Annotated in this window: 13 protein-coding genes; 12 read left to right on the plus strand and 1 reads right to left on the minus strand. The window is 65.3% G+C overall.

Annotated features, from left to right (window positions below; translation table 11 throughout):
- Window positions 1-19: 19 nt before the first annotated feature.
- From zipA to treY, 9 genes are all read left to right on the plus strand, one after another.
- Entirely contained in the window at window positions 20-1,093 is a 1,074-nt protein-coding gene (zipA, locus tag FA85_RS18740) for a cell division protein ZipA (protein WP_036129295.1), read from the plus strand.
- Between the two features lies 1 nt (window position 1,094).
- Window positions 1,095-1,733: an FMN-binding negative transcriptional regulator gene (locus tag FA85_RS18745; protein WP_036113993.1), complete on the plus strand. Its 639-nt coding sequence runs from the start codon at window positions 1,095-1,097 to the stop codon at window positions 1,731-1,733.
- 135 nt (window positions 1,734-1,868) lie between these two features.
- Window positions 1,869-5,150 carry a maltotransferase domain-containing protein gene (locus FA85_RS18750; RefSeq protein ID WP_036113991.1) on the plus strand — a complete coding sequence of 1,094 codons (3,282 nt, stop codon included), beginning with the start codon at window positions 1,869-1,871 and terminating at the stop codon, window positions 5,148-5,150.
- A 3-nt stretch (window positions 5,151-5,153) separates the two neighbouring features.
- Window positions 5,154-8,471, plus strand: a complete 3,318-nt coding sequence (gene treS / locus FA85_RS18755; RefSeq protein WP_051943737.1) for a maltose alpha-D-glucosyltransferase — start codon at window positions 5,154-5,156, stop codon at window positions 8,469-8,471.
- Complete coding sequence (gene glgB / locus FA85_RS18760) at window positions 8,468-10,654, plus strand: 1,4-alpha-glucan branching protein GlgB (RefSeq protein ID WP_036113990.1); 2,187 nt, start codon at window positions 8,468-8,470, stop codon at window positions 10,652-10,654. The genes treS and glgB overlap by 4 nt, the downstream gene beginning before the upstream one ends.
- 11 nt (window positions 10,655-10,665) lie before the next feature.
- Window positions 10,666-12,774, plus strand: a complete 2,109-nt coding sequence (glgX, locus tag FA85_RS18765; protein WP_036113989.1) for a glycogen debranching protein GlgX — start codon at window positions 10,666-10,668, stop codon at window positions 12,772-12,774.
- Complete coding sequence (gene treZ, locus FA85_RS18770) at window positions 12,771-14,522, plus strand: malto-oligosyltrehalose trehalohydrolase (RefSeq protein ID WP_197056602.1); 1,752 nt, start codon at window positions 12,771-12,773, stop codon at window positions 14,520-14,522. Before glgX ends, treZ begins: the two co-directional genes overlap by 4 nt.
- A 3-nt stretch (window positions 14,523-14,525) precedes the next feature.
- Window positions 14,526-16,604, plus strand: a complete 2,079-nt coding sequence (malQ, locus tag FA85_RS18775) for a 4-alpha-glucanotransferase (RefSeq protein ID WP_081907511.1) — start codon at window positions 14,526-14,528, stop codon at window positions 16,602-16,604.
- The gene (gene treY / locus FA85_RS18780) at window positions 16,601-19,213 is read left to right on the plus strand and encodes a malto-oligosyltrehalose synthase (RefSeq protein WP_036113987.1); all 2,613 of its coding nucleotides are present in this window, start codon (window positions 16,601-16,603) and stop codon (window positions 19,211-19,213) included. The genes malQ and treY overlap by 4 nt, the downstream gene beginning before the upstream one ends.
- A 99-nt stretch (window positions 19,214-19,312) precedes the next feature.
- Here the strand turns inward: treY and FA85_RS18785 are convergent, their stop codons facing one another.
- Window positions 19,313-19,585 (minus strand): acyl-CoA-binding protein, encoded by a 273-nt coding sequence (locus FA85_RS18785; protein WP_036117804.1) that lies wholly within the window; start codon window positions 19,583-19,585, stop codon window positions 19,313-19,315.
- A 118-nt stretch (window positions 19,586-19,703) separates the two neighbouring features.
- Between FA85_RS18785 and cmk the strand changes: the two genes are divergently transcribed.
- From cmk to FA85_RS18800, 3 genes are all read left to right on the plus strand, one after another.
- Window positions 19,704-20,384, plus strand: a complete 681-nt coding sequence (cmk, locus tag FA85_RS18790) for a (d)CMP kinase (RefSeq protein ID WP_081907510.1) — start codon at window positions 19,704-19,706, stop codon at window positions 20,382-20,384.
- Between the two features lie 171 nt (window positions 20,385-20,555).
- Window positions 20,556-22,229 (plus strand): 30S ribosomal protein S1, encoded by a 1,674-nt coding sequence (gene rpsA / locus FA85_RS18795; RefSeq protein WP_036113984.1) that lies wholly within the window; start codon window positions 20,556-20,558, stop codon window positions 22,227-22,229.
- Window positions 22,230-22,290: 61 nt separating this feature from the next.
- On the plus strand, window positions 22,291-22,593 hold the full coding sequence (locus tag FA85_RS18800; RefSeq protein WP_036113981.1) for an integration host factor subunit beta: 303 nt from the start codon (window positions 22,291-22,293) through the stop codon (window positions 22,591-22,593).
- Window positions 22,594-22,683 lie beyond the last annotated feature (90 nt).

The raw sequence follows: 22,683 nt of genomic DNA on the forward strand, positions 1-22,683 counted from the left end.
TCTTGAAGGAAATCGAACCATGAATCCCGCCATCGGCCTCGCCTGGAATCCCGCAGTGGGCATCCCGATGCTCTTCGTCGGCATCGTCGTGATGGTGCTGCTCTGGCTGTTCGGTCAGCCGCGCAAGGAGCAGGGTCGCCGCAAGCCGGTGCCGGAGCAGCCCGAGCGTGCCCGCGAGCGCCGCGAACCGGTCTTCAGCGACGAGGACGGTGGCGTCGATGCGCGCGAGGCATACGACGAGCGGGACAACGTGTCCTTCAGTGCCCGCGACGAGCTGCGCGAGGACGACGCCAACGACCCGCTGTTCAATCCGCGGCCGAAACAGGCCGAGCTCGATGTGGACCTGAGGGCGGAGCTGGAGCGCCTCGGCGCGTCGCTGGCCGGTGAGCGGACGGCGTCCGCCGCGCCCGTGACGCCGGCGGCACCGGCGCCGGCGGCATCCGCGCCCGTGACGCGTCCCGCCCAGCGCACCGAGCCACGTTTCGATCTGGACCTGCCGTTCAATCTCGACGACGAGCCGCGCGTTGCCGCGCCTGCGCCGGTCCCGGCCCCCGCGCCGGTGCCGGTGCGCCCCCCTGCGCAAGCTCCCGCACCGGTGGCGAAGACCCCTCCGCGCTCGGATCTCGGCCGCCGCCCGCCGCACGCGCCGGTCGAGCGTATCGTCAGTCTGTACGTCGTCGCCCGCGAAGGCACCCGGTTCAACGGTTCCGATCTCGTCGTGGCCGCTGAAAAGGCCGGCCTGGAGTTCGGCGACATGGGGATTTACCACCGGCTCGTCGACGGCCATCCGGAACAGGGCCCGATTTTCAGCGTCGCCAACCTGACCAAGCCCGGCAACTTCGACATGGCGCGCATCGCCACCTTGCAGACCTCGGGTCTGTCGTTCTTCATGGCGCTGCCGGGTCCCGTGCCCGCGCTGGACGCCTGGGACGCGATGCTGCCCACCGCGCAGCGCCTGGGCGAGTTGCTCGACGGCCTGGTCCTGGACGAGGAGCGCAACGCGCTCGGCCGCCAGCGCATCGCACACATCCGCGACGAGCTGCGTGGCTGGGACCGCGGGCACGAAGGCGAAGAGATCAAGTTCGGCCAGTAACGTGTACACGCCCCGAGCCTTCGCCGAAGATCGTCTGCCCGTCCTGCACGAGGCGATCCGGCGCCATCCGTTCGGCACGTTGGTGACGGCCGGCGAGGGCGGCATCGAAGCGAGTCACGTTCCTTTCGTGCTGGCGCCGGACGAGGGGCCCTACGGCACGCTCTACTGCCATGTGGCGCGCGGCAACGACCATGTGACACGTCACGTCGGGGAGGCGCTGTCGATCTTCGCGGGTCCGCACGCCTACATCTCACCCAACGGGTATCCCGGCAAGGCTGAACACCACCGCGAAGTCCCGACCTGGAACTACATCGCGGTGCACGTCTATGGGCACCCGGAGACGTTCACGGAGCCGACCTTGCTCCGTGCCTTGCTGGAGCGTCTGACCGCCCAGTCCGAAAAGGATGCTGCGCAGCCCTTGCCGTGGCAGGTAGGCGATGCCCCGGCCGAGTATCTGGCCGCCATGTACCGCGGCATCGTCGGTATCCGCATCGCCATCGACCGCATCGAGGGCAAGTGGAAGCTGGGCCAGAATCGTACGGACGCCGATCGCACAGGAGCGGCGACGCTGCTTGCCGAGCGCCCCGGTGACAACGAACAGGCCATCGCGGCGGCGATGCTCGCCGCTCGAAACGTGTGAATTAACGGCACCATATTCACGCTGCCGCAACACCCCTCTGCGTCACTGTGAAGCCTTCGCGTGTCCGGGTATTGGCACGATGCATACATCCTGCCCGGCATGCTTGTGTCCTTCCCCCAGAGGAATGCGATTCACATGTCGGAAAGCACGCGAGCGCCTTTCAGAATCTACTATCTGCATCCGCTGCTCGCCGGGCCGATGACCGCCTGGAATGCGTGGATCGAACACGCGGCATCGCTGGGTTTCCGGCAGCTGCTGGTGGCACCCCCTTTCGATGCTTCGGGTACCGGTGACGTTTTCGTTACGCGCGATTTCGACCGGCTGAACAGAGCGGTGGCGGAGGACGGCGATGCGGTCACCCGCCTGGCGCAGATCGCGAAGGCCTGCCGCAATCACCGCATGGAGCTGTGGCTGGACCTTTCTCTGGACGAGGTCGCCTCGGATGCGCCGGTTCGCCAGGAGCATCCGGAATGGTTTCGCGCGGTTGCCGCGCAGCACGGCACGCCAGATCCACGCTGGACCCCCGCGGAGAGCGACAGCGTCCGCTGGCGCCTCAACGACCCCGAGGTTGCCGAAGCGGCCACGCAATGGTGGGTCGATCGTCTGCATCGCTGGACCGCCGCGGGCGTCGAAGGCTTTCGCGTCGTGCACCCGCAGCGGCTGCGCGCGTCGCGCTGGAAGAGCCTGATCGATGCGGTGCGCAACACGCACGCCGATGCGTCGCAGGCCGCGTTCCTCGCCTGGACGCCCGGGCTTTCCGCTGACGATCTCGCCAACCTGAAAGGTGCCGGATTTGACGCGGTCGTTTCGTCGGCCAACTGGTGGGACTTTCGTGCGCCGTGGTTCGCTGAAGAAGCCGCGCGTCTCGCCACCGTCGCGCCGGCGCTGGCTTGCGTGGAGGAGCCCTTCGCGAAGCGGCTCGGCGATGAACTGGGCGAGGAGAACCAGCTCGAGCACGCCTATCAGCGGGCGATCGCGTTCGCGGCGACATCGCCCGGGGGCTGGATGATGCCGGTCGGTTTCGAGTTTGCCCAGCACGATGCGCTGGATCCGCGACGTGGCCTTGCGGTGACGCCCGCCGCGCTCGCCACAAATGCCGCCCTCGACCTGACGGCGACGATCCGTGCCGCCAACGCGGCCGTGGGTGACGATGTGCCGGCGGCCCCCCTGATCACGACGGGCCGCGACGTCGCCGTGTTCCTGACGGTCGATGGACCCGACGCGCGAAAGGCCTCCAGTGCCACCCTGACCCTGGTCAACGCGTCGCTGGACCGTGACGCACCGGTCGGTGCCGCGCAGGCGCTGGCGGGCGCGGCCGCGCACTTCGCTCCCTGGGTCACGCCGGACGGACGCAAGGTGTTCGACCAGGGCGACGGGATGCTTCTGGCACCCGGCGCCGTCCTGACCCTCACCGGTGTGCCGTCCACGCCAGCTAAACGAAAGATGGGAGCGAGTGTGCAGAAGGAATTTCTACAGGCGGCCTCGCGTGCGCCTCGCGTCATGATCGAAGCCGTGCAGCCAACGGTGGACGCGGGCCGCTTTCCGGCCAAACGCGTCGTCGGTCAATCGGTGGAGGTGACGGCGGACATCTTCATGGACGGCCACGAGGTGCTGGCCGCACGCCTGCGTTACCGCGCACAGGACGAGCGGACATGGCGCGAAGTCGTCATGGAACCGGTGAACAACGACATTCATTCGGCGAGCTTCGTACCGACGCGTGTCGGCCGCTATGAGTTCCAGGTCGAAGCCTGGCATGACCGCTTCGCCAGCTATCACCACGAGATCGAGGTGAAGCACGCCGCCGGTGTCTCCCTTGCGCTGGAACTGGAAGAGGGACGCCTGCTCGTCGAAGCCCGGGCCAAAGATGCCGCTGGTCCCAGGGCGAAGGCCTTGCGTAACCTGGCGGCGGCACTCGGCAAGGCCGATGACGCACAGCGACTCGAGTTGCTGCTCGATGAGACGACGGTGGCGCTCATGGCGGCGACCGATCCCCGGATCCGCTCCAGCGTCACCGACACGTATCTGCTCGAGGTGGATCGTCGCGAAGCGGTCTTCGCCAGCTGGTACGAACTGTTTCCGCGTTCGATGACCGATGACAAAGCCAGGCACGGGACCTTCCGCAATACCATCGCGCGGCTGCCGGCGATCCGCGACATGGGTTTCGACGTGCTCTACTTCCCGCCGATTCACCCGATCGGCACCGCGTTCCGCAAAGGTCCCAACAACACGCTGACGCCCGGTCCCGATGACCCGGGCAGTCCGTATGCGATCGGCTCGCCGGACGGCGGCCATAACGCCATCCATCCGCAACTGGGCACCCTCGAGGACTTCCGCGCGCTGCGTGATGCCGCGCACGAACACGGGCTCGAGCTGGCACTGGACTTCGCCATCCAGTGCTCGCAGGACCACCCCTGGCTGAAGGAACATCCGGAGTGGTTCGACTGGCGTCCGGACGGCAGCATCAAATACGCCGAGAACCCGCCCAAGAAATACCAGGACATCGTCAATGTCGATTTCTATGCCGACGGCGCGATCCCCTCGCTCTGGCAGGCGTTGTGCGACTCCGTCCTGTTCTGGGCCGCGGAAGGCGTGCGCACCTTCCGTGTCGATAACCCCCATACCAAGCCTTTCCCGTTCTGGGAATGGATGATCGCCCGCGTGCGGGCAAAGTACCCGGATACGCTGTTCCTTTCGGAGGCATTCACCCGACCCAAGCCGATGTATCGCCTGGCCAAGGTCGGCTTCAGCCAGTCGTACACGTATTTCACCTGGCGCAACTCGAAGCAGGAGTTCATCGACTACCTGACCGAGTTGACGACGACGGCACCGAAAGACTTCTTCCGGCCCAACTTTTTCGTCAATACACCGGACATCAACCCGTACTTCCTGCAGACCTCGGGGCGCCCGGGTTTCCTGATCCGCGCCGCGCTGGCGACGACGCTGTCCGGCCTCTGGGGTATGTACTCGGGCTTCGAGATCTGCGAGTCCGCGCCGATGCCCGGCAAGGAGGAGTACCTCGATTCCGAGAAGTACGAGATCCGCATCCGCGATTTCAACGCCCCCGGAAACATCGTTGCGGAAATCACACAGCTCAACCACATCCGGCGCGCGCACCCGGCGCTGCAGTCCCACCTCGGACTGCGCTTCCTGCCGGCCAGCAACGATCAGGTCCTTTTCTTCGAGAAGCGTTCCGGTGACGATCTCGTGCTTGTCGCGATAAGCATGGACCCGCACAACGCCCAGTCCGCGGACCTCACGCTGCCGCTCGGCGACTGGGGCCTGAGCGACGACGCCGCGATCGACGTACACGACCTTCTGCATACCCAACCCATCGCCTGGCGCGGTGCCCGTCAGAACGTATGGCTCGGCCTCGGCCAGCCCTACGCGATCTGGCACGTCCGTCTCCCTGGAGTCTGATCCATGGCAACACGCGGTAAGGGAAAGAAACACACGATCGCTCCCGATTTTTCGAGCGATCCGCTCTGGTACAAGGATGCGATCATTTATCAGGTCCATCTGAAGTCGTACTTCGACGCCAATGACGACGGCGTGGGTGATTTCGAAGGCCTGATCCAGAAGCTTGACTACATCGCCGAGCTGGGCGTCAACACGTTGTGGTTACTGCCGTTCTATCCGAGTCCGCGGCGCGACGATGGCTACGACATCGCCGAATACAAGTCGGTACATCCCGACTACGGCAAGCTCGCCGATGCGAAACGGTTCATCGCGGAGGCCCACAAGCGCGGCCTGCGCGTGATCACCGAGCTGGTCATCAACCACACCTCCGACCAGCACCCGTGGTTTCAGCGGGCGAGAGAGGCGAAGAAAGGTTCCGCAGCGCGCAACTTCTACGTCTGGTCCGATACCGACCAGGCCTACGATGGCACCCGCATCATCTTTCTCGACACCGAAAAGTCCAACTGGACCTGGGATCCGGTCGCCGGGCAGTACTTCTGGCACCGGTTCTTCTCGCATCAGCCGGATCTGAACTTCGATAACCCCGCGGTGATCAAAGCGGTGCTCGAAGTCATGCGCTTCTGGCTCGACCTTGGCGTCGACGGCCTGCGACTGGACGCCGTGCCCTATCTGATCGAGCGCGAAGGCACCAACAACGAGAACCTTCCCGAGACGCACGACATCCTCAAGCTGATGCGTGCGGAGATCGACCAGCATTACCCGGATCGCATGCTGCTCGCGGAAGCGAACCAGTGGCCGGAGGATACGCAGGACTACTTCGGCAACGGCGACGAATGCCACATGGCGTTCCATTTTCCGCTGATGCCGCGCATGTACATGGCGATCGCACGCGAAGACCGTTTCCCGATCACCGACATCATGCGGCAGACGCCGGCGATCCCCGAGAACTGCCAGTGGGCGATCTTCCTGCGTAACCACGACGAGCTCACGCTCGAGATGGTGACCGACAACGAACGCGACTACCTGTGGCAGACCTACGCGGCAGACCGCCGCGCCCGTATCAACCTGGGTATTCGTCGGCGTCTCGCCCCCTTGCTCGAGCGCGACCGTCGTCGCATCGAACTGATGAATGCCTTGCTGCTATCGATGCCGGGCACGCCGGTGCTGTATTACGGCGATGAGATCGGCATGGGCGACAACATCCACCTGGGCGATCGTGACGGCGTACGCACGCCTATGCAATGGTCCGTCGACCGCAACGGCGGATTCTCGCGGGCCGATCCGGCCAGCCTGGTGCTGCCGCCGATCATGGATCCTCTTTATGGCTTTCAGGCCATCAACGTCGAGGCGCAGGGGCGCGATCCGCACTCGCTGCTCAACTGGACGCGCCGCATGCTGGCTGTGCGAAAGCGTTACAAGGCCTTCGGTCGCGGCACGCTGAAGTTTCTCTATCCGGGTAACCGCAAGGTGCTGGCGTATCTGCGCGAGTTCGAGGGTGAACACCTGCTCTGCGTCGCGAACATGTCCCGTTCGCTGCAGGCGGTCGAGCTCGACGTGGCCGCGTTCGACGGGCAGGTTCCCATCGAGATCATGGGCGGCTCGTCATTTCCGCCGATCGGTCAGCTCCCCTATCTGCTGACGCTGCCCGCATACGGTTTCTACGCCTTCCAGATCTGCCCCAACGCGCAGATGCCGGAGTGGCACGAAGTGCCCGCCGAACCGCTGCCCGATTACGAGACGCTGGTGCTACGCGGCGCGCTGGTCGAAGGGCCGGTCATGGCGCATCACCGTGGCGTGATCGAGAAGCAGGTTCTGCCCGGCTACCTCGGAGTGCGTCGCTGGTTCGCCTCGAAGGATCGTGGCATCGAGAGCTCGAAGATTCTCTATGCCGTGCCGTGGCCGGACCACGGCGACGATCTCGTCTTCACCGAGGTCGAAGCGACGCTTGCCGACGGCGGTACCGAGCGCTACAGCCTGCCCGTCGGCATCGTCTGGGAAGACGAAAGCCCGACAGCGCGTGCCCAGCAACTTGCGTTGGCACGCGTGCGTCGCGGTCGTCGCATCGGCTTGCTCACCGACGGATTCGCGCTGGACGCCTTTGCCTCCGGCCTCCTGATCGGGCTGCGTCAGGGAACCGAGTTGCCGGTGAACCATGGCGTCGTGCGTTTCGAGACGACCGATGCGTTCGCCGGCGTCACCTTCGACCCGGCCATCGAAAGCCGGTGGCTGACCGCTGAGCAATCCAACAGCTCGATGATCATGCACGACGCCGGTGTGGTGAAGCTGTTCCGACGCACCTCCGTCGGCATCAATCCGGAAGTCGAGATGGGTCGCTTCCTCACCGAACACGGCTACGCCAACACCTCGCCGTTGCTCGGTGAGGTGGTCCGCATGGGCGAAAATGGCGAACGCACCACGCTGGCCGTGTTGCAGGGCTTTCTGCGCAATCAGGGCGATGCCTGGCGGTGGACGCTGGACTTCCTTCGTCGCAGCTACGACGAATACAGTCATTCCGACGAGGAAGAGCGCAAGGCGGAGATCGAGGCGGGGTACGACGCGTTCGCGACCGCCGTGGGCACGCGTCTGGGCGAGTTGCACGCCTTGCTTGCGCAGCCGTCCGAGATTCCCGCGTTCTCGCCCGAAAAGGCGAGCGCCGCCGACGTCGACGCGGTACGCGACAGCGTTCGTGCGCAGATCGGCCGTGCGCTGAAGTCGATCGACCAGCTTGCCGATCTGTCGGAGACAGTGGCTGCCGACGTCGAGGCGCTCAAAGGTCTCGTGGGCACGCTGGACGAGCGCGTGGGCAAGCTGGCGAAGGCGGGCGTATCCGCCCTCAAAACCCGGGTGCATGGCGACTTCCACCTCGGCCAGATCCTTGTGGTCCAGGACGACGCGTACATCATCGACTTCGAAGGCGAACCCGCTCGTTCGCTGGACGAGCGCCGGGCGAAGGGCTCCCCGTTGCGAGATGTCGCCGGTTTCCTGCGTTCGCTCGACTATGCGGCCGCCATGGCGCGCCGGGGTGAAGACGGCCTTGCTCCGATCGAGGACGAAGGCTTCGGCGATTACCTGTCCCGATTCCGCGAGCGTTCGTCGCGCGTCTTCCTGGCGGCCTATCGCGCCGTCCTGGACGCGGCACCGGTACGCTGGGTCGATGGCGAGACGCTGGCACCCATCCTGGAGCTGTTCGTCATCGAGAAGGCGGCGTACGAAGTGAACTATGAAGCGGCGAACCGGCCCGGCTGGGTCGATGTGCCGGTGCGCGGGCTGCTGCACGCCTCGCGCGGCGAGACATCCCGAGAATTGAAGGAAGAGACGTGACCGATCCCCGTACCTATGGCCTGACCGATGCCGCTGCCGTCGACGCACTTGTCGACGGACGGCACGGCGATCCCTTTGCTCTGCTCGGCCCGCATCTTGTCGAGGGGAGGCGGGTCGTGCGCAGTCTGCAGCCGGGCGCACAGGGTGTGGAATTGATCGATGCGACCGGCCGGTCGCTGGGCGAGCTGAAGCGGGTACACGACGGCGGCTTGTTCGCCGGTTTCCCGGAGTCCGACGACGACTACCGCTTGCGTGTTCACTGGCCTGCGGCCGCCCACGACACGCACGATCCGTATCGTTTCGGTAACCTCCTCACTGACGACGACCTGCAACGCCTATCCGCGGGAACGCATACGGAGCTGTTTCTCTGCCTTGGCGCGCATCCGGTCACGGTCGACAGCGTGAACGGCGTACGCTTTGCCGTCTGGGCGCCGAATGCGCAGCGGGTCAGCGTCGTGGGCGACTTCAACAGCTGGGACGGTCGTCGCTTGCCCATGCGCAAACGCGTGCCGGCGGGTGTCTGGGAACTCTTCGTGCCCGGCTTGCTGCCCGGCGCACGCTATAAGTACGAGATCTGGGGTGCCGACGGATCGCTGACCCAGCGCGCCGATCCGGTCGCCCTCGCGGCCGAGCTGCCGCCGTCAACGGCGTCGATCGTGGCCGACCCGACCGCGTTCCGCTGGACGGACGACGAATGGATGCGTCACCGCGGTTCGTTGCATCACGCGGGCTCCCCGCTGTCGATTTATGAGCTGCATGCCGGGTCGTGGCTGCGCGGTCCCGATGGGCGCGAGCTGCACTGGGATGAACTGGGCGAACGCCTGATCCCGTATGTGGCCGGAATGGGTTTCAGCCATATCGAACTGCTGCCGGTGTCGGAGCACCCCTTCGGCGGATCCTGGGGTTATCAGCCACTGGGCCAGTTCGCCCCGACGTCGCGGTTCGGTACGCCCGAGGCATTCGCGCGCTTCGTCGACCGCTGCCACGAGGCGGGCGTCGGCGTCATTGTCGACTGGGTGCCCGCGCATTTCCCCACGGACATCCACGGTCTGGCGCACTTCGACGGCACGCCGCTCTACGAACATGCCGATCCGCGCGAGGGTTTCCATCAGGACTGGAACACGCTGATCTTCAATCTCGGCCGGAACGAGGTATCCGCGTTCCTGGTCGCCAGCGCGCTGGCCTGGCTCGAGCGCTTCCACGTCGACGGCCTGCGTGTGGACGCCGTGGCGTCGATGTTGTATCGCGACTACTCGCGCAAGCACGGCGAGTGGGTGCCGAACCAGTACGGCGGCCGCGAAAACCTCGAGTCGATCGCCTTCCTGCGCCGGGTAAACCAGCTCGTCGCGGAACGGCATCCGGACTGCATGACCATCGCCGAGGAATCGACGGCGTGGCCGGGCGTGACCCAGCCGGTGGAGCAGGGCGGCCTCGGCTTCGACTTCAAGTGGAACATGGGCTGGATGCACGATTCGCTCGAGTACATGTCGCGCGATCCGTTGTACCGCCAGTTTCATCATGGCGAAATGACCTTCAGCATGGTCTATGCCTATTCCGAGAAGTTCGTGCTGCCGCTGTCACACGACGAAGTCGTGCACGGCAAACGGTCGTTGCTGGGACGCATGCCCGGCGATGAGTGGCAGCGTTTTGCCAACCTGCGTGCCTACTACGGTTTCATGTGGGGTCATCCGGGCAAGAAACTGCTGTTCACGGGTGGCGAAATCGCGCAGCCACACGAGTGGAACCACGATGCGCAGATCGCCTGGGAGTTGCTGGACAACCCGCTGCACCTCGGTGTGCAGAAGACCGTGCGCGACCTCAACCGGCTCTATGCGTCGACGCCGGCCCTGCACGCATGGGATACCGATCCGCGCGGCTTCCGCTGGGTGATCGGGGACGATGCGTCGCAGAGCATCTTTGCCTGGCTTCGCTTCGCGGAGAATGGACGGCCGGCCCTGGTCGTCAGCAACATGACGCCCACGCCGCGTCACGGCTTCCGCCTAGGCGTGCCCGACGGCGGCCGCTGGAAGGAAGCGTTCAACTCGGATGCTTCCGATTACGGCGGCTCCGGCGTCGGCAACGAAGGCGAGCGGCATGCGCAGGATGTGCCATCGCATGGCTTCGATCGTTCGCTGGTGCTGAGCCTGCCACCCCTTTCCACGGTCATCTTCGTGGCCGACTGACGAGGAATCCGATGCCCGCACTTCCCGAGCGCATGCAGTCCGGTACGCCGCATCCCCTTGGCGCCACCTGCGACGGCATGGGAACGAATTTCGCGGTGTTCTCCGCCCATGCGGAGCGCATCGAACTGTGTCTCTTCGATCCGTCCGGTAAACGCGAGATCGCGCGATACGACCTCCCCGAATGCACCGATGAGGTGTTTCATGGCTACCTGCCACGTGTACGTGGCGGGACGCTTTACGGTTTCCGGGCTTATGGGCCGTACGAGCCGGAAGAGGGACACCGGTTCAATCCGAACAAGCTATTGCTGGATCCTTACGCCCGTCTGCTCCACGGACAGGTTCGCTGGTCCGATGCGCTTCACGGCTACCGTGTGTCCTCGCCACGTGCGGACCTTTCGTTCGATCGTCGCGACAGCGCCGCGGCGATGCCCAAGGCGGTCGTGGTCGACGAACCGATGCACTGGACGCAGAACAACCGTCCGCATACCCCCTGGAATGAGACGGTCATTTACGAGACCCATCTCAAGGGGATAACGCGAACGCTCAAGCGTATCCGGCCGCACGAGCGAGGCACCTTCATCGCGCTGGCCGATCCTTACGTCATCGACTATCTGGTCAAGCTGGGGATCACGGCCGTCGAACTGCTGCCCGTGCATGCGTTTCTCCAGGACCGGCGCCTCGCCGAGATGAAACTGCGCAATTACTGGGGCTACAACACGCTGTCGTTCTTCGCTCCGGAACCGGCGTATCTTGCTGAAGGTGCGCTCAACGAGATCCGTGCCGCGGTGCAGGCGTTGCATGCGGCGGGCATCGAAGTGATCCTGGATGTGGTCTACAACCACACCTGCGAGGGCAGCGAACTGGGCACCACCATGTCCTTCCGGGGCCTGGACAACAAGAGCTACTACCGGCTGATGGCGGACAACCCGCGTTACTGCATCAACGACACCGGTACCGGCAATACGGTCAATACGGCACACCCGCGCGTGCTGCAGATGGTGATGGATTCACTGCGCTACTGGGTCCAGACCTTTCATGTGGACGGCTTCCGCTTCGATCTCGGCGTCAGTCTCGGACGCGAAGAGCATGGGTTCGACCCCTGTTGCGGCCTGTTCGATGCCATGCGGCAGGATCCGGTGCTGGCCAACGTCAAACTTATTTCAGAGCCGTGGGACATCGGTCCAGGCGGTTACCAGCTGGGCAATCATCCGCCGGGATTTGCCGAGTGGAACGGCAAGTTCCGTGACGATATCCGGAAGTTCTGGAAAGGCGACTCGAACATGCGCGGTGCGCTTGCGGGTCGGCTTCAGGCGTCCGGCGAGCTCTTCGACCACCAGAAGCGCAAGCCGTGGGCATCGGTCAATTTCATCACGGCGCACGACGGTTTCACGCTGGAAGACCTGGTCAGTTACAACGACAAGCACAACGATGCCAACGGCGAAGAAAACCGTGACGGTGGCAACGACAACGAAAGCTACAACCACGGTGTCGAAGGGCCGAGCGACGATCCCGCCATCCGCGCCCAGCGCGACCGGCAAAAGCGCGCGATGCTGGCGACGATGTTCTTCTCGCACGGCACGCCGATGCTGCTCGGTGGCGACGAGTTCGGTCGCACGCAGAGCGGCAACAACAATGCCTATTGCCAGGACAACGAGTTGTCCTGGTACGACTGGAAGCTGGCCAGCTCGGATCCGGGTCGCGAGTTGTCCGAATTCGTTTCCCGCCTGATACGCCTGCGCGAACAACACCCCACCTTGCGGGCCGCGCACTTCCTGCGGGGCGACAAGGAGGTCGCGCCCGGCATGCGCGAGGTGGTGTGGTTCGACGAGAGCGGTGCCGAAATGACACTGGAGACCTGGGGTTATACCGAAGGGCGCCTGCTGGCCCTGCGGCGCGCCCAGGCGTACGGAGAGAAACGAGCCGACGTGACGCTGATTCTGATCAATGCCACGCCTGAGACGCATGTCTTCCACCTTCCGCAGCCCGCCGCCAACTGGCGCCTGCGTTGCAACACTGCCGCGCCCCTGGCGCCGGAGCTACCGTGGACCGAGCCGACGATCGAAGTGGAGGGACGGAGCGTCCTGTTGCTGGCAGCGACAGTGCGGACCGAACCCGCGTGAGCGCGCGTTACGTACATGCCATGCCTTATGGCGTGAAGCCGTTGGGCGAGGGCAAGGCGCGCTTCCGTCTGTGGGCACCCGATGTCGACAGCGTGTCGATCGAGTGCGATACCGGGCACACGTCGACGATGCGTGCGCTGGACGATGGCTGGTTCGAATGCATCTGCCCCGCGGAGATTGGATCGGGCTACCGCTTTCGTCTGCCGGATGGCACAGCGGTACCCGACCCCGCGTCGCGCCGGCAGCGAGGCGGCGATGTGCACGGCTTCAGTGTAGTGACCGATCCGCAGGCCTTCGAGTGGCGGAACGGCGCCTGGCAGGGGCGTCCCTGGCAGGACACCGTGATCTACGAATTGCATGTCGGTGCGCTGGGCGGCTATCACGGTGTGGAAATGGTGCTGCCGCATCTCGCCTCGCTGGGCATCACCGCCGTGGAGCTCATGCCGATCGCCGAATTCCCCGGTGAGCGGAACTGGGGATACGACGGCGTCCTCCCGTATGCCCCGACGGACGCGTTCGGCTCACCCGAAGACCTCAAGTCGCTGATCGACACAGCGCACGGCCTCGGCCTGATGGTGTTTCTCGATGTCGTCTACAACCATTTCGGTCCCGACGGCAATTATCTGGGCGCCTACGCATCACCGTTTTTCGATGGCTCCGTACATACTCCCTGGGGCGCGGCGATCGGCGTATCCACGCCGCAGGTCGGCGACTTCTTCGTGCACAATGCGCTTTACTGGCTCGAGGAATTCCGCTTCGACGGCTTGCGCTTCGACGCGGTGCACGCGATAGGCAATCCCGGTTGGCTGGGCTCGCTCGCGGCGCGCGTGCACGGCGCCATGGGACCGGACCGTCATGTGCACCTGATTCTGGAGAACGAGGCGAACCAGGCCAGCCTTCTCGGCAGGGGACGCTTCGATGCGCAATGGAACGACGACTTTCACAATGCCCTGCACGTGCTGCTGACGGGTGAGGCCGAGGGTTACTACGCGCACTACGAAGCGCCGATGCCCAAGCTTCTGCGCAGCCTGCAGGAGGGTTTCGTTTTTCAGGGCGAGCCGATGGGCGGCAAGCGTCGCGGCGAATCGAGCGCTCATCTGCCGCCGTCGCGCTTCGTCAACTTCCTGCAGAATCACGACCAGGTGGGCAACCGTGCGTTCGGCGACCGCCTGACGACGCTGATTGACGCCGAGACGATGGAGGCCGCGCTGGCCCTCCTGCTGCTTGCGCCTTTCGTCCCTATGCTGTTCATGGGAGAGGAGTGGGCCAGCCGCACGCCGTTTCTCTTCTTCACCGATTTCCAGGATGAGGACCTTCGCAAGGCGGTGCGCGACGGTCGGCGTCGCGAGTTCGAGGCATTCACGAGCTTCGGCGGCGAGGAGATTCCCGATCCGAATGACTACGACACGTTCACCGCGTCCATTCCCAGCCGTGAGGAAGGAGCGGGTGAAGCGCGCCGACAACTGGTTCGCGAACTGATCGCCCAGCGGCACAAGCACGTCGCTCCGCACATAGGCGATGCCAGGGCGGCGGGAGCGGAGGCAGTCGGCGACCGCGCCTTTACCGCCGCATGGAAACTGGGACCGGCGACGCTTACCTTGTACGTCAACCTCGGCGACGCCGACGTCACGATCCAGCGGCCACCATCGGCGTCCGCGGCATGGCTCCATGGCGATGCCGCGGATATCGCTTCCGTTTCGCGCGGCCTGCTTCCCGCTCGCCGTACCGTCGCCTGCCTGGAGTCCTGAGCCGTGAACGCCCCCCTCGACGATCGTCTCGCTTTGCTTGCCGAACAGGCTGGCATCGATGTCGACTGGCGCGACGCGCTGGACCGCCCGCAGACCACGCCGGCCAGCACGCTTCGTGCCGTGCTTCGCGCGATCGGCCTGCCTGCGGACAACGCCGATGATGTTTCCTCGAGCCTGCATCTGCTCGAGCAGGAGCGCAGCGGCCGACGACCGCCGCGCATGATTACCGCCGATGCGGGCGCACAGGTAGCCATTCCGCCCGTACCGCGCGGTCGCGTGTGGAAGCTGCTGGACAGCGAAGGCGGCCAGGTGGCCGAGGGCGCGTTGCCGTCGGGCGAGGCTGGTATTGCGGCGCCCTCGACACCCGGCTATTACACGTTGATGCTCGACGACGACGAGGTGACGCTGGCGATCGCACCGCCGCGAACCTTTGGCGTCGGCGACGTCGCCGGTACGCGCCGACCCTGGGGCATGGCCGTGCAGATGTCCGCGCTCCGTCGCCCCGGCGATGGCGGCTTCGGCGATTTCACGGCGCTTGAGCTTTGTGCGCGCGCCGCGGCGGAAAAAGGCGCGGATGCGCTCGCGATCAGCCCGTTGCATGCATTGTTCGCCGCCGCTCCCGAGCGTTACAGCCCCTACGCGCCGTCGAGCCGCCTGTTTCTCAACGGTCTGTATGTCGACCCGGTGAAAACCAGTGGTGAGCAGACCGTTCGCGCGGTGATCGACACGCACAACCTGCGTCAGGAACTGGCCGAACTCGAATGGCTCGAGCTGATCGACTGGCCGCGCGCGGCCCGTGCGCGTATGACCATTCTGCGGTCGTTGTTCGAATGGGCGTCGGTGGATCTTGCCCACTCGGAGCGTTTCAGCGCTTTCAGGCGGGAGCAGGGCGAGCCGCTCGAGCGGCACGCACGTTTCGAGGCGCTGCATGGGCATTTCACCGCACATGGCCGGCCCGGTGGCTGGCAGGGCTGGCCCACGGAATTCCACGACCCGGCCGGCAACGAGGTCGCTTCGTTCGTGCGCGAGCATGGTCGCGAAGTGGCCTTTCACGCCTGGCTGCAGTGGCTGGCCGCGCAAGGGCTCGAAGGTGCGCAGAAAGCGGCGCGTGACGCAGGCATGGCGATCGGCCTCGTCGCCGACCTCGCCGTGGGAGCGGACTCGGGTGGCAGCCATGCGTGGGCGCACCAGGCGGAGATGCTGCGCGGCCTGTCGGTGGGGGCACCACCGGACGCGCTGAACCGGCTGGGACAGGACTGGGGTCTGACGACGTTCTCCCCGCGTGGCTTGCGCGAAACCGGTTTCCGTGGCTTCATCGGCATGTTGCGTGCGGCGCTCGCGCACTCGGGCGGTGTCCGCATCGATCACGTGCTCGGCCTGAAACGCCTGTGGCTGGTCCCGCACGGCGCCGGCGCCACCGAGGGGGCCTATCTGCGCTATCCGCTCACCGACATGCTGCGGCTGATCGCACTCGAGTCGCATCTGCACCGCGCCATCGTCATCGGCGAGGATCTGGGCACCGTACCCGCCGACTTCCGCCATGCCATCGCCGATAAGGGCGTGCTCGGTATTCGCGTGCTGTGGTTCGAGCGTGCATCGGACGGCGGTTTCGTGTCGCCACGCGAATGGTCGGACAATGCCATGGCGACGACGAGCACCCACGATGTCTCGACCGTGGCGGGATGGTGGAGCGGGCGCGATGTCGAATGGCGTAAGCGCACCGGCCTGGACGATCCCGCTGTCGACGAAGCGGCGCAGCGTGAGAAGGAACGCGGGGCGCTGTGGCGTGCGATGTGCGCGTCGGGCTCGGCCTGGAACGAGGACGCGCCACCCGCGACGGACGATATTTCTCCTGTTGTGGTCGCGGCGGCGCGCCACGTGTCTCAGGCGCCCGCACCGCTGGCGATCTTCCCCGTGGAGGATATCCTCGGCCTGCATGAGCAGCCGAATCTTCCGGGCCCCACCGATGCCATTCATCCGAACTGGCGGCGGCGCATGCCCGACTCGTCCACCCGCCTGTTCGATGGCCCGATTGCCAACGCGGTCTGCGCGGCGATCGACAAAACCCGGAACCGGACATGAGCCCGCCGCGCGCGCTGGCTCGCCTGCAGTTCCATGCGGGCTTCACTCTGGACGACGCGGTCGGCGTCGTCGGCTATTACGCCCGGCTGGGTGCGAGTCACCTCTACGCGTCGCCGATCCTTAAGGCACGTGCGGGTTCGACGCATGGCTATGACGTGGTCGACTGCCACGAGGTCAACCCGGAGATCGGCGGTGAGGACGCGTTGCGCCGCCTGGTCGTCGCTCTGCGCGAGCACGGCATGGGTCTCGTGGTCGACATCGTGCCGAACCACATGGGCGTCGGCACCGAGAACGCCTGGTGGATGGACGTGCTGCGGAACGGGCGTGAGAGCCGTTACGCGGGTTACTTCGATATCGAATGGACCGCCCCGGATCCGCTGATTCGCGGTCGCGTGCTCTTGCCGATCCTCGGTGCCGGTTACGAGGAAACCTTGCAGTCGGGGCATCTGCGCCTGCGCCGTCGCGGCGATACCTGGATGTTGGGCATCTACGACGATCGTCTTCCGCTGTCGCCAGCCTCCGTTGCCGGACTGGGCGATGACGCGGTCGACGAGCACGACCCATCGACGGAGACGGGCAGGGCGAAGCTGCATGCTCTGATCGAAAAGCAGCATTACCGGCTTGCGTTCTGGAAGCTGGCCAGCGACATGGTCAACTACCGTCGTTTCTTCGACATCAACGAACTGGCGGGTCTTCGCATCGAGCGAACGGCGGTGTTCGAGGATACGCATAAAACGATTTTCCGGCTTTACGCCGAAGGGCTGATCGATGGCGTGCGCTGCGACCATGTGGATGGCCTCGCCGATCCGCGTCGCTACTGCCGGCAGTTGCGCCATCGGCTGGAAACGCTGCGTACGCAACGGCCGCCCTCCGCGCCGCATGACGCCGCTTATCTCGTCGTCGAGAAGATCCTGGCCGAAGACGAAGATCTCCGGCTGGACTGGCGCACCGACGGCACCACGGGCTACGAGTTCATGGACCAGGTCTCGGCCGTCCTGCACTGCCAGCGCGGCGAAGCGCCACTGACCGAACTGTGGCGCAAGCTCACCGGTGAGTCGGCGGACTTCGGCACACAGGCGGTGCGGGCACGCCGGCAGATTCTGGTCGACAGCTTCGAATCCGAGCTCGATCGCACCGCACGAGCGCTGTTCACGGCCGCCCGCGCCAACGTCGCCACGCGCGACGTGTCGCTGGCCGCGGTACGCCGGGTGATCGTCGAGCTGCTGGTGCACTTCCCCGTCTACCGCACGTATGCGGGTGGCGCGGGGCGGGACGCCATCGACGAGGTCTTCTTCGCCCGAGCGGTTGAAGGCGCTTCACGGACCCTGCGGCTCGAAGACAGCGACCTGCTGCAACTGGTGTCGTCGTGGCTTGGCGGCGAAGCGCCCCGATCGCTGCCACCGGGTCCTGTACGTCGCGCACGTGAGCGCGCCATCGCGGTTTTCCAGCAGGCGACATCGCCGGTGGCCGCCAAGGCCGTCGAAGACACCGCCGGCTATCGGTACGGTCGGCTACTCTCGCGTAACGAGGTGGGTGTCGACGCCGGGCGTATGGCCATGTCGATCGAAGACTTCCATGCGCGCTGTGCCATGCGTGCCGATACCTTGCCGCACAACCTGCTGGCGACGGCGACGCACGACCACAAGCGTGGCGAAGACCTGCGCGCCCGGCTGGCGGTACTGTCGGAGGTAAGCGAACGCTGGGTCGTCACCGCGGAGCGCTGGCGTGTTCGCCACGCGGACTTCCGGCAACGGGCGGATGGGCGCATGGCGCCTTCGGCGGGCGATGAGCTGATGCTTTACCAGATGCTGGTCGGCGCCTGGCCTCTGCACCTGTCGCCCGACGATACCGACGGCGTCGAACGGTTCGCCTCGCGTATCGCCGCCTGGCAGCGCAAGGCACTGCGTGAGGCCAAGCGCTGGACGCGCTGGACGTCGCCCAACGAGCCTTACGAAGATGCCTGCGAAGACTTCCTGCGGGCGATCTTGTCCAGCGATGTCGCGGCGGAGTTCGCGGCTTTCGCCAATTACATCGCCACGCCTGGCGCGGCGAATGGTTTGGCCCAGACCGTCCTGCGACTGACGACGCCCGGCGTACCCGACCTTTACCAGGGTACGGATTACTGGGACTTCAGTCTGGTCGATCCCGACAACCGGCGACCGGTCGATTTCCTCGCGCGCGCCTCATCCCTCGAACTGGCGGAGACTCCCTTCGAGGCGTTGACGCACTGGCGCGACGGCGCGATCAAGCAGACGGTAATCGCCCGCCTCCTGGCGACGCGCCGCGAGCACCCGGAGCTGTTTGCCCGGGGCAGCTATCGCGCTCTGGCGGCGGAAGGCCCTGCCTCGGAGCATGTCCTTGCGTTCGTCCGGGAGCATCGCGGGCAGCGGCTGTTCATCGCCGTCGCCCGGCACACGGCGGAGTGGATTGCCGGCAGCGACGCGCCAGCGATCGGCGCCAATCACTGGGAGGGGACGTCGCTGACGCTTCCTGATGGGCGCTGGATGAGTGTTTTCGGAGAAGGGCGGGTCGACGGCGGGGCGATCGAGGTAGCCAGTCTGTTCGGCGAATTGCCGGTTGCGGCGTGGCTTGCGCAGCGCGCTTCATAGCAGTCACCGGCGTGCCCCGCCGAACCGCGCTATCCGGTGAACGCCGGTTCGGTGGGAACTTCCCTCGTCAGGGCGGCCCGGGGCCCCCTGAGACCGCCATCAGCCCGTCCCCTCGGCCCCTAACGACCTGACCAGCGCGACGTATTCCTCTTGCGCCTGCGCCTGTGGCATCCCCGTCAGCTTCACCCATGCCTCGTACTTGGCTGTGCCCACAAAATCGAAGAAACCCGGCTTCGGCCCGACGGCGTCACCCTCGGAGCCCTGTTTGTAGAGGGCATAGATCCGCAGCAGCGTGTCATTGTCCGGTCGGCGCCCCAGACGGGTGATGTCCAGGTAAGCCTGCTCGAACTGGCTCTGGAGGTCGTCGGACATGGAAAGGCGGCCTGGTCGATCGTTCGGGCGCTTGTAGCACGCAAGGGCGGTCGCGTCCATGCGCCGACTGCCGGGCGTCGACGCGATATCATGCCCGTTTCGCGAACGAGGTTTCCCCATGGCCCCATCGGCTGCTGCTCCTGTCCTGACCATCGACGGGCCCTCGGGCTCGGGCAAGGGCACCATCAGTCGCCTGGTGGCGGAGAAACTCGGCTGGCACCTGCTGGACTCCGGCGCCCTCTACCGGGCGGTGGGCTACGCGGCGGGCGAGGAGGGCATCGATCTGTCCGATGTCGACGCGGTGACGCGCTGCGCTCAGACCGTGAAGATCCGCTTCAAACCCAGTCCCAGTGGCGATGAGACCTACATTCTGGTCAACGGCCACAACGCCACGGACGAGCTGCGGACCGAGACGGCCGGGGCCGCGGCCTCGGCCATCGCGGTGATCCCCAGCGTCCGCCAGGCCCTGGTGGACATGCAGCACGGCTTCCGCAAGGCCCCGGGGCTGGTCGCCGACGGCCGGGATATGGGGACGGTGATTTTCCCGGATGCGGCGCATAAGTTCTTCCTCACGGCCAGTGCCGCCGAGCGCGCGAAAAGGCGCTATAAGCAGTTGAAGGATAAGGGGCTGAGCGTTACACTTGCCGTCCTTCAACGAGAGATCGAGGCTCGCGACGAGCGTGACGCGTCGCGGCTCGTGGCCCCGTTGAAGCCCGCCGAGGGCGCCGTGGTGATCGATACCACCGGCATGCCGATCGAGGTGGTGGTGGAAAGAGTATTCGCCGTGGTGCGTCCGTAAGGGCGCATCCGGCACGACCCCCGCGCAGTGTGCGCGGGATATTGGCAACGGCGCGGAGCGGCCCCATAACGGCCCTCTTATTGCGCCCACAACCGGTGGGTCCCCTGTCCGCACGCGTTCATTGATGTTACGCAGGCGCCGGGTACGACCTTTCATAACCCTGGAATCAACATGACTGAAAGTTTTGCCGAACTGTTTGAACAGAGCCAGCAGGCCATTTCGAAGCTGAAGCCCGGCTCCATCGTCACGGGTATCGTCGTGGAAATCCGCAACGACGTGGTGGTGATCAACGCCGGCCTGAAGAGCGAAGGCATCGTCCCCATCGAGCAGTTCAAGGACGAGAACGGCGCGCTCGAAGTGGAAGTGGGCGACGAAGTCAAGGTCGCGCTCGATGCGCTCGAGGACGGCTTCGGCGAGACCAAGCTCTCCCGTGAGAAGGCCAAGCGTTCGATGGTGTGGGACGACCTCGAGCAGGCGTTCGACAAGGAAGAGACCATCACCGGCAAGATCTCCGGCAAGGTCAAGGGCGGCTTCACGGTCGACATCAAGGACGTCCGCGCATTCCTGCCGGGCTCGCTGGTCGATGTGCGTCCGGTCCGTGACCCGGTTTACCTCGAGGGCAAGGATCTCGAGTTCAAGATCATCAAGCTCGACCGCAAGCGTAACAACGTCGTCGTCAGCCGCCGCGCGGTTGTCGAGACCGAGTTCTCGGAAGAGCGCGAGAAGCTCCTCGAGCGTCTGACCGAAGGTGCCGTCGTCAAGGGTGTGGTCAAGAACCTCACCGATTACGGCGCATTCGTCGACCTCGGCGGCATCGATGGCCTGCTCCACATCACCGATATGGCGTGGAAGCGCGTGCGTCACCCGTCGGAAGTGGTCAACGTCGGCGACGAGCTGGACGTCCGCGTCCTCAAGTACGACCGCGAGCGCAACCGCGTTTCGCTCGGCCTCAAGCAGCTCGGCGACGATCCGTGGGTCGCCATCGCCCGCCGTTACCCGGTCGGCAGCCGTCTGTTCGGCAAGGTCTCCAACGTCACCGATTACGGCTGCTTCGTCGAGATCGAGCCGGGCGTCGAAGGCCTGGTGCACGTCTCCGAAATGGACTGGACCAACAAGAACGTCAACCCGGCCAAGGTCGTGCAGGTCGGTGACGAGACGGAAGTCATGGTCCTCGACGTGGATGAAGAGCGTCGTCGTATCTCCCTCGGTATCAAGCAGACCCGCTCGAACCCGTGGGAAGCCTTCGCCGCCATGCACAAGAAGGGCGACAAGGTTTCCGGTCAGATCAAGTCGATCACCGATTTCGGTATCTTCATCGGTCTGGAAGGCGGCATCGACGGTCTCGTCCACCTGTCCGACATCTCGTGGCAGGCTTCGGGTGAAGACCTCGTTCGCAACTTCAAGAAGGGCGACGAAGTCGAAGCCGTGGTTCTGGCGGTCGATCCGGAACGTGAGCGCATCTCCCTCGGCATCAAGCAGATGGAGCAGGATCCGTTCGGTCAGTTCATGGCCACGAATCCGCGCGGCACCATTCTGAATGGCACCGTGAAGGAAGTGGACGCGAAGGGTGCGGTCATCGACCTCGGTGAAGGCGTCGAAGGCTACATCCGCGCCAACGACATCGCCAAGGAGCGCGTGGAAGATGCCACGACGCACCTGAAGGTCGGCGATGCCGTCGAGGCGAAGTTCACCGGTATGGATCGCAAGGGCCGTCAGCTCCAGCTGTCGATCCGCGCGAAGGACGAAGAGGACGTGGCTGACGCCATGGCCGATTACGCTTCGGCTGCCGGTGGTACGACCAAGCTCGGCGCTCTCCTCAAAGAGCAGATGAACAAGGCCGACTAACCGTCGGGCGAGGGGCGGTTCGCCGCCCCTCGCTGTTTGCTTGACAGGAACCAGGGGACCCATGACAAAGTCGGAACTGATCGAGGCGCTGGCGCGGCGCCAGACCCACCTTGCGTTCAGCGACGTGGAACTCGCCGTCAAGAGCGTGCTCGAACAGATGAGCCATGCCCTGTCCACGGGTGAGCGCATCGAGATCCGCGGCTTCGGCAGCTTCGCGCTGCACTTCCGTCCGCCGCGCATGGGGCGTAACCCCAAGACCGGCGAAGCGGTTGCCCTACCGGGTAAGCACGTGCCACATTTCAAGCCTGGCAAGGAATTGCGCGAACGCGTAAACCTCGTCGAGGAAACCAACGCCGCGCTCTGACGCGGCGTTTTTTTTGGTCGCGGGGAAGGGCGGCCTTCGTCGTGCCGCGTGGCATCCATCGGGGACGACATTCCCGTCCGGCCAACCTGT

It is taken from the genome of Luteibacter mycovicinus (genome assembly GCF_000745235.1).
Lineage (GTDB): Bacteria > Pseudomonadota > Gammaproteobacteria > Xanthomonadales > Rhodanobacteraceae > Luteibacter > Luteibacter mycovicinus.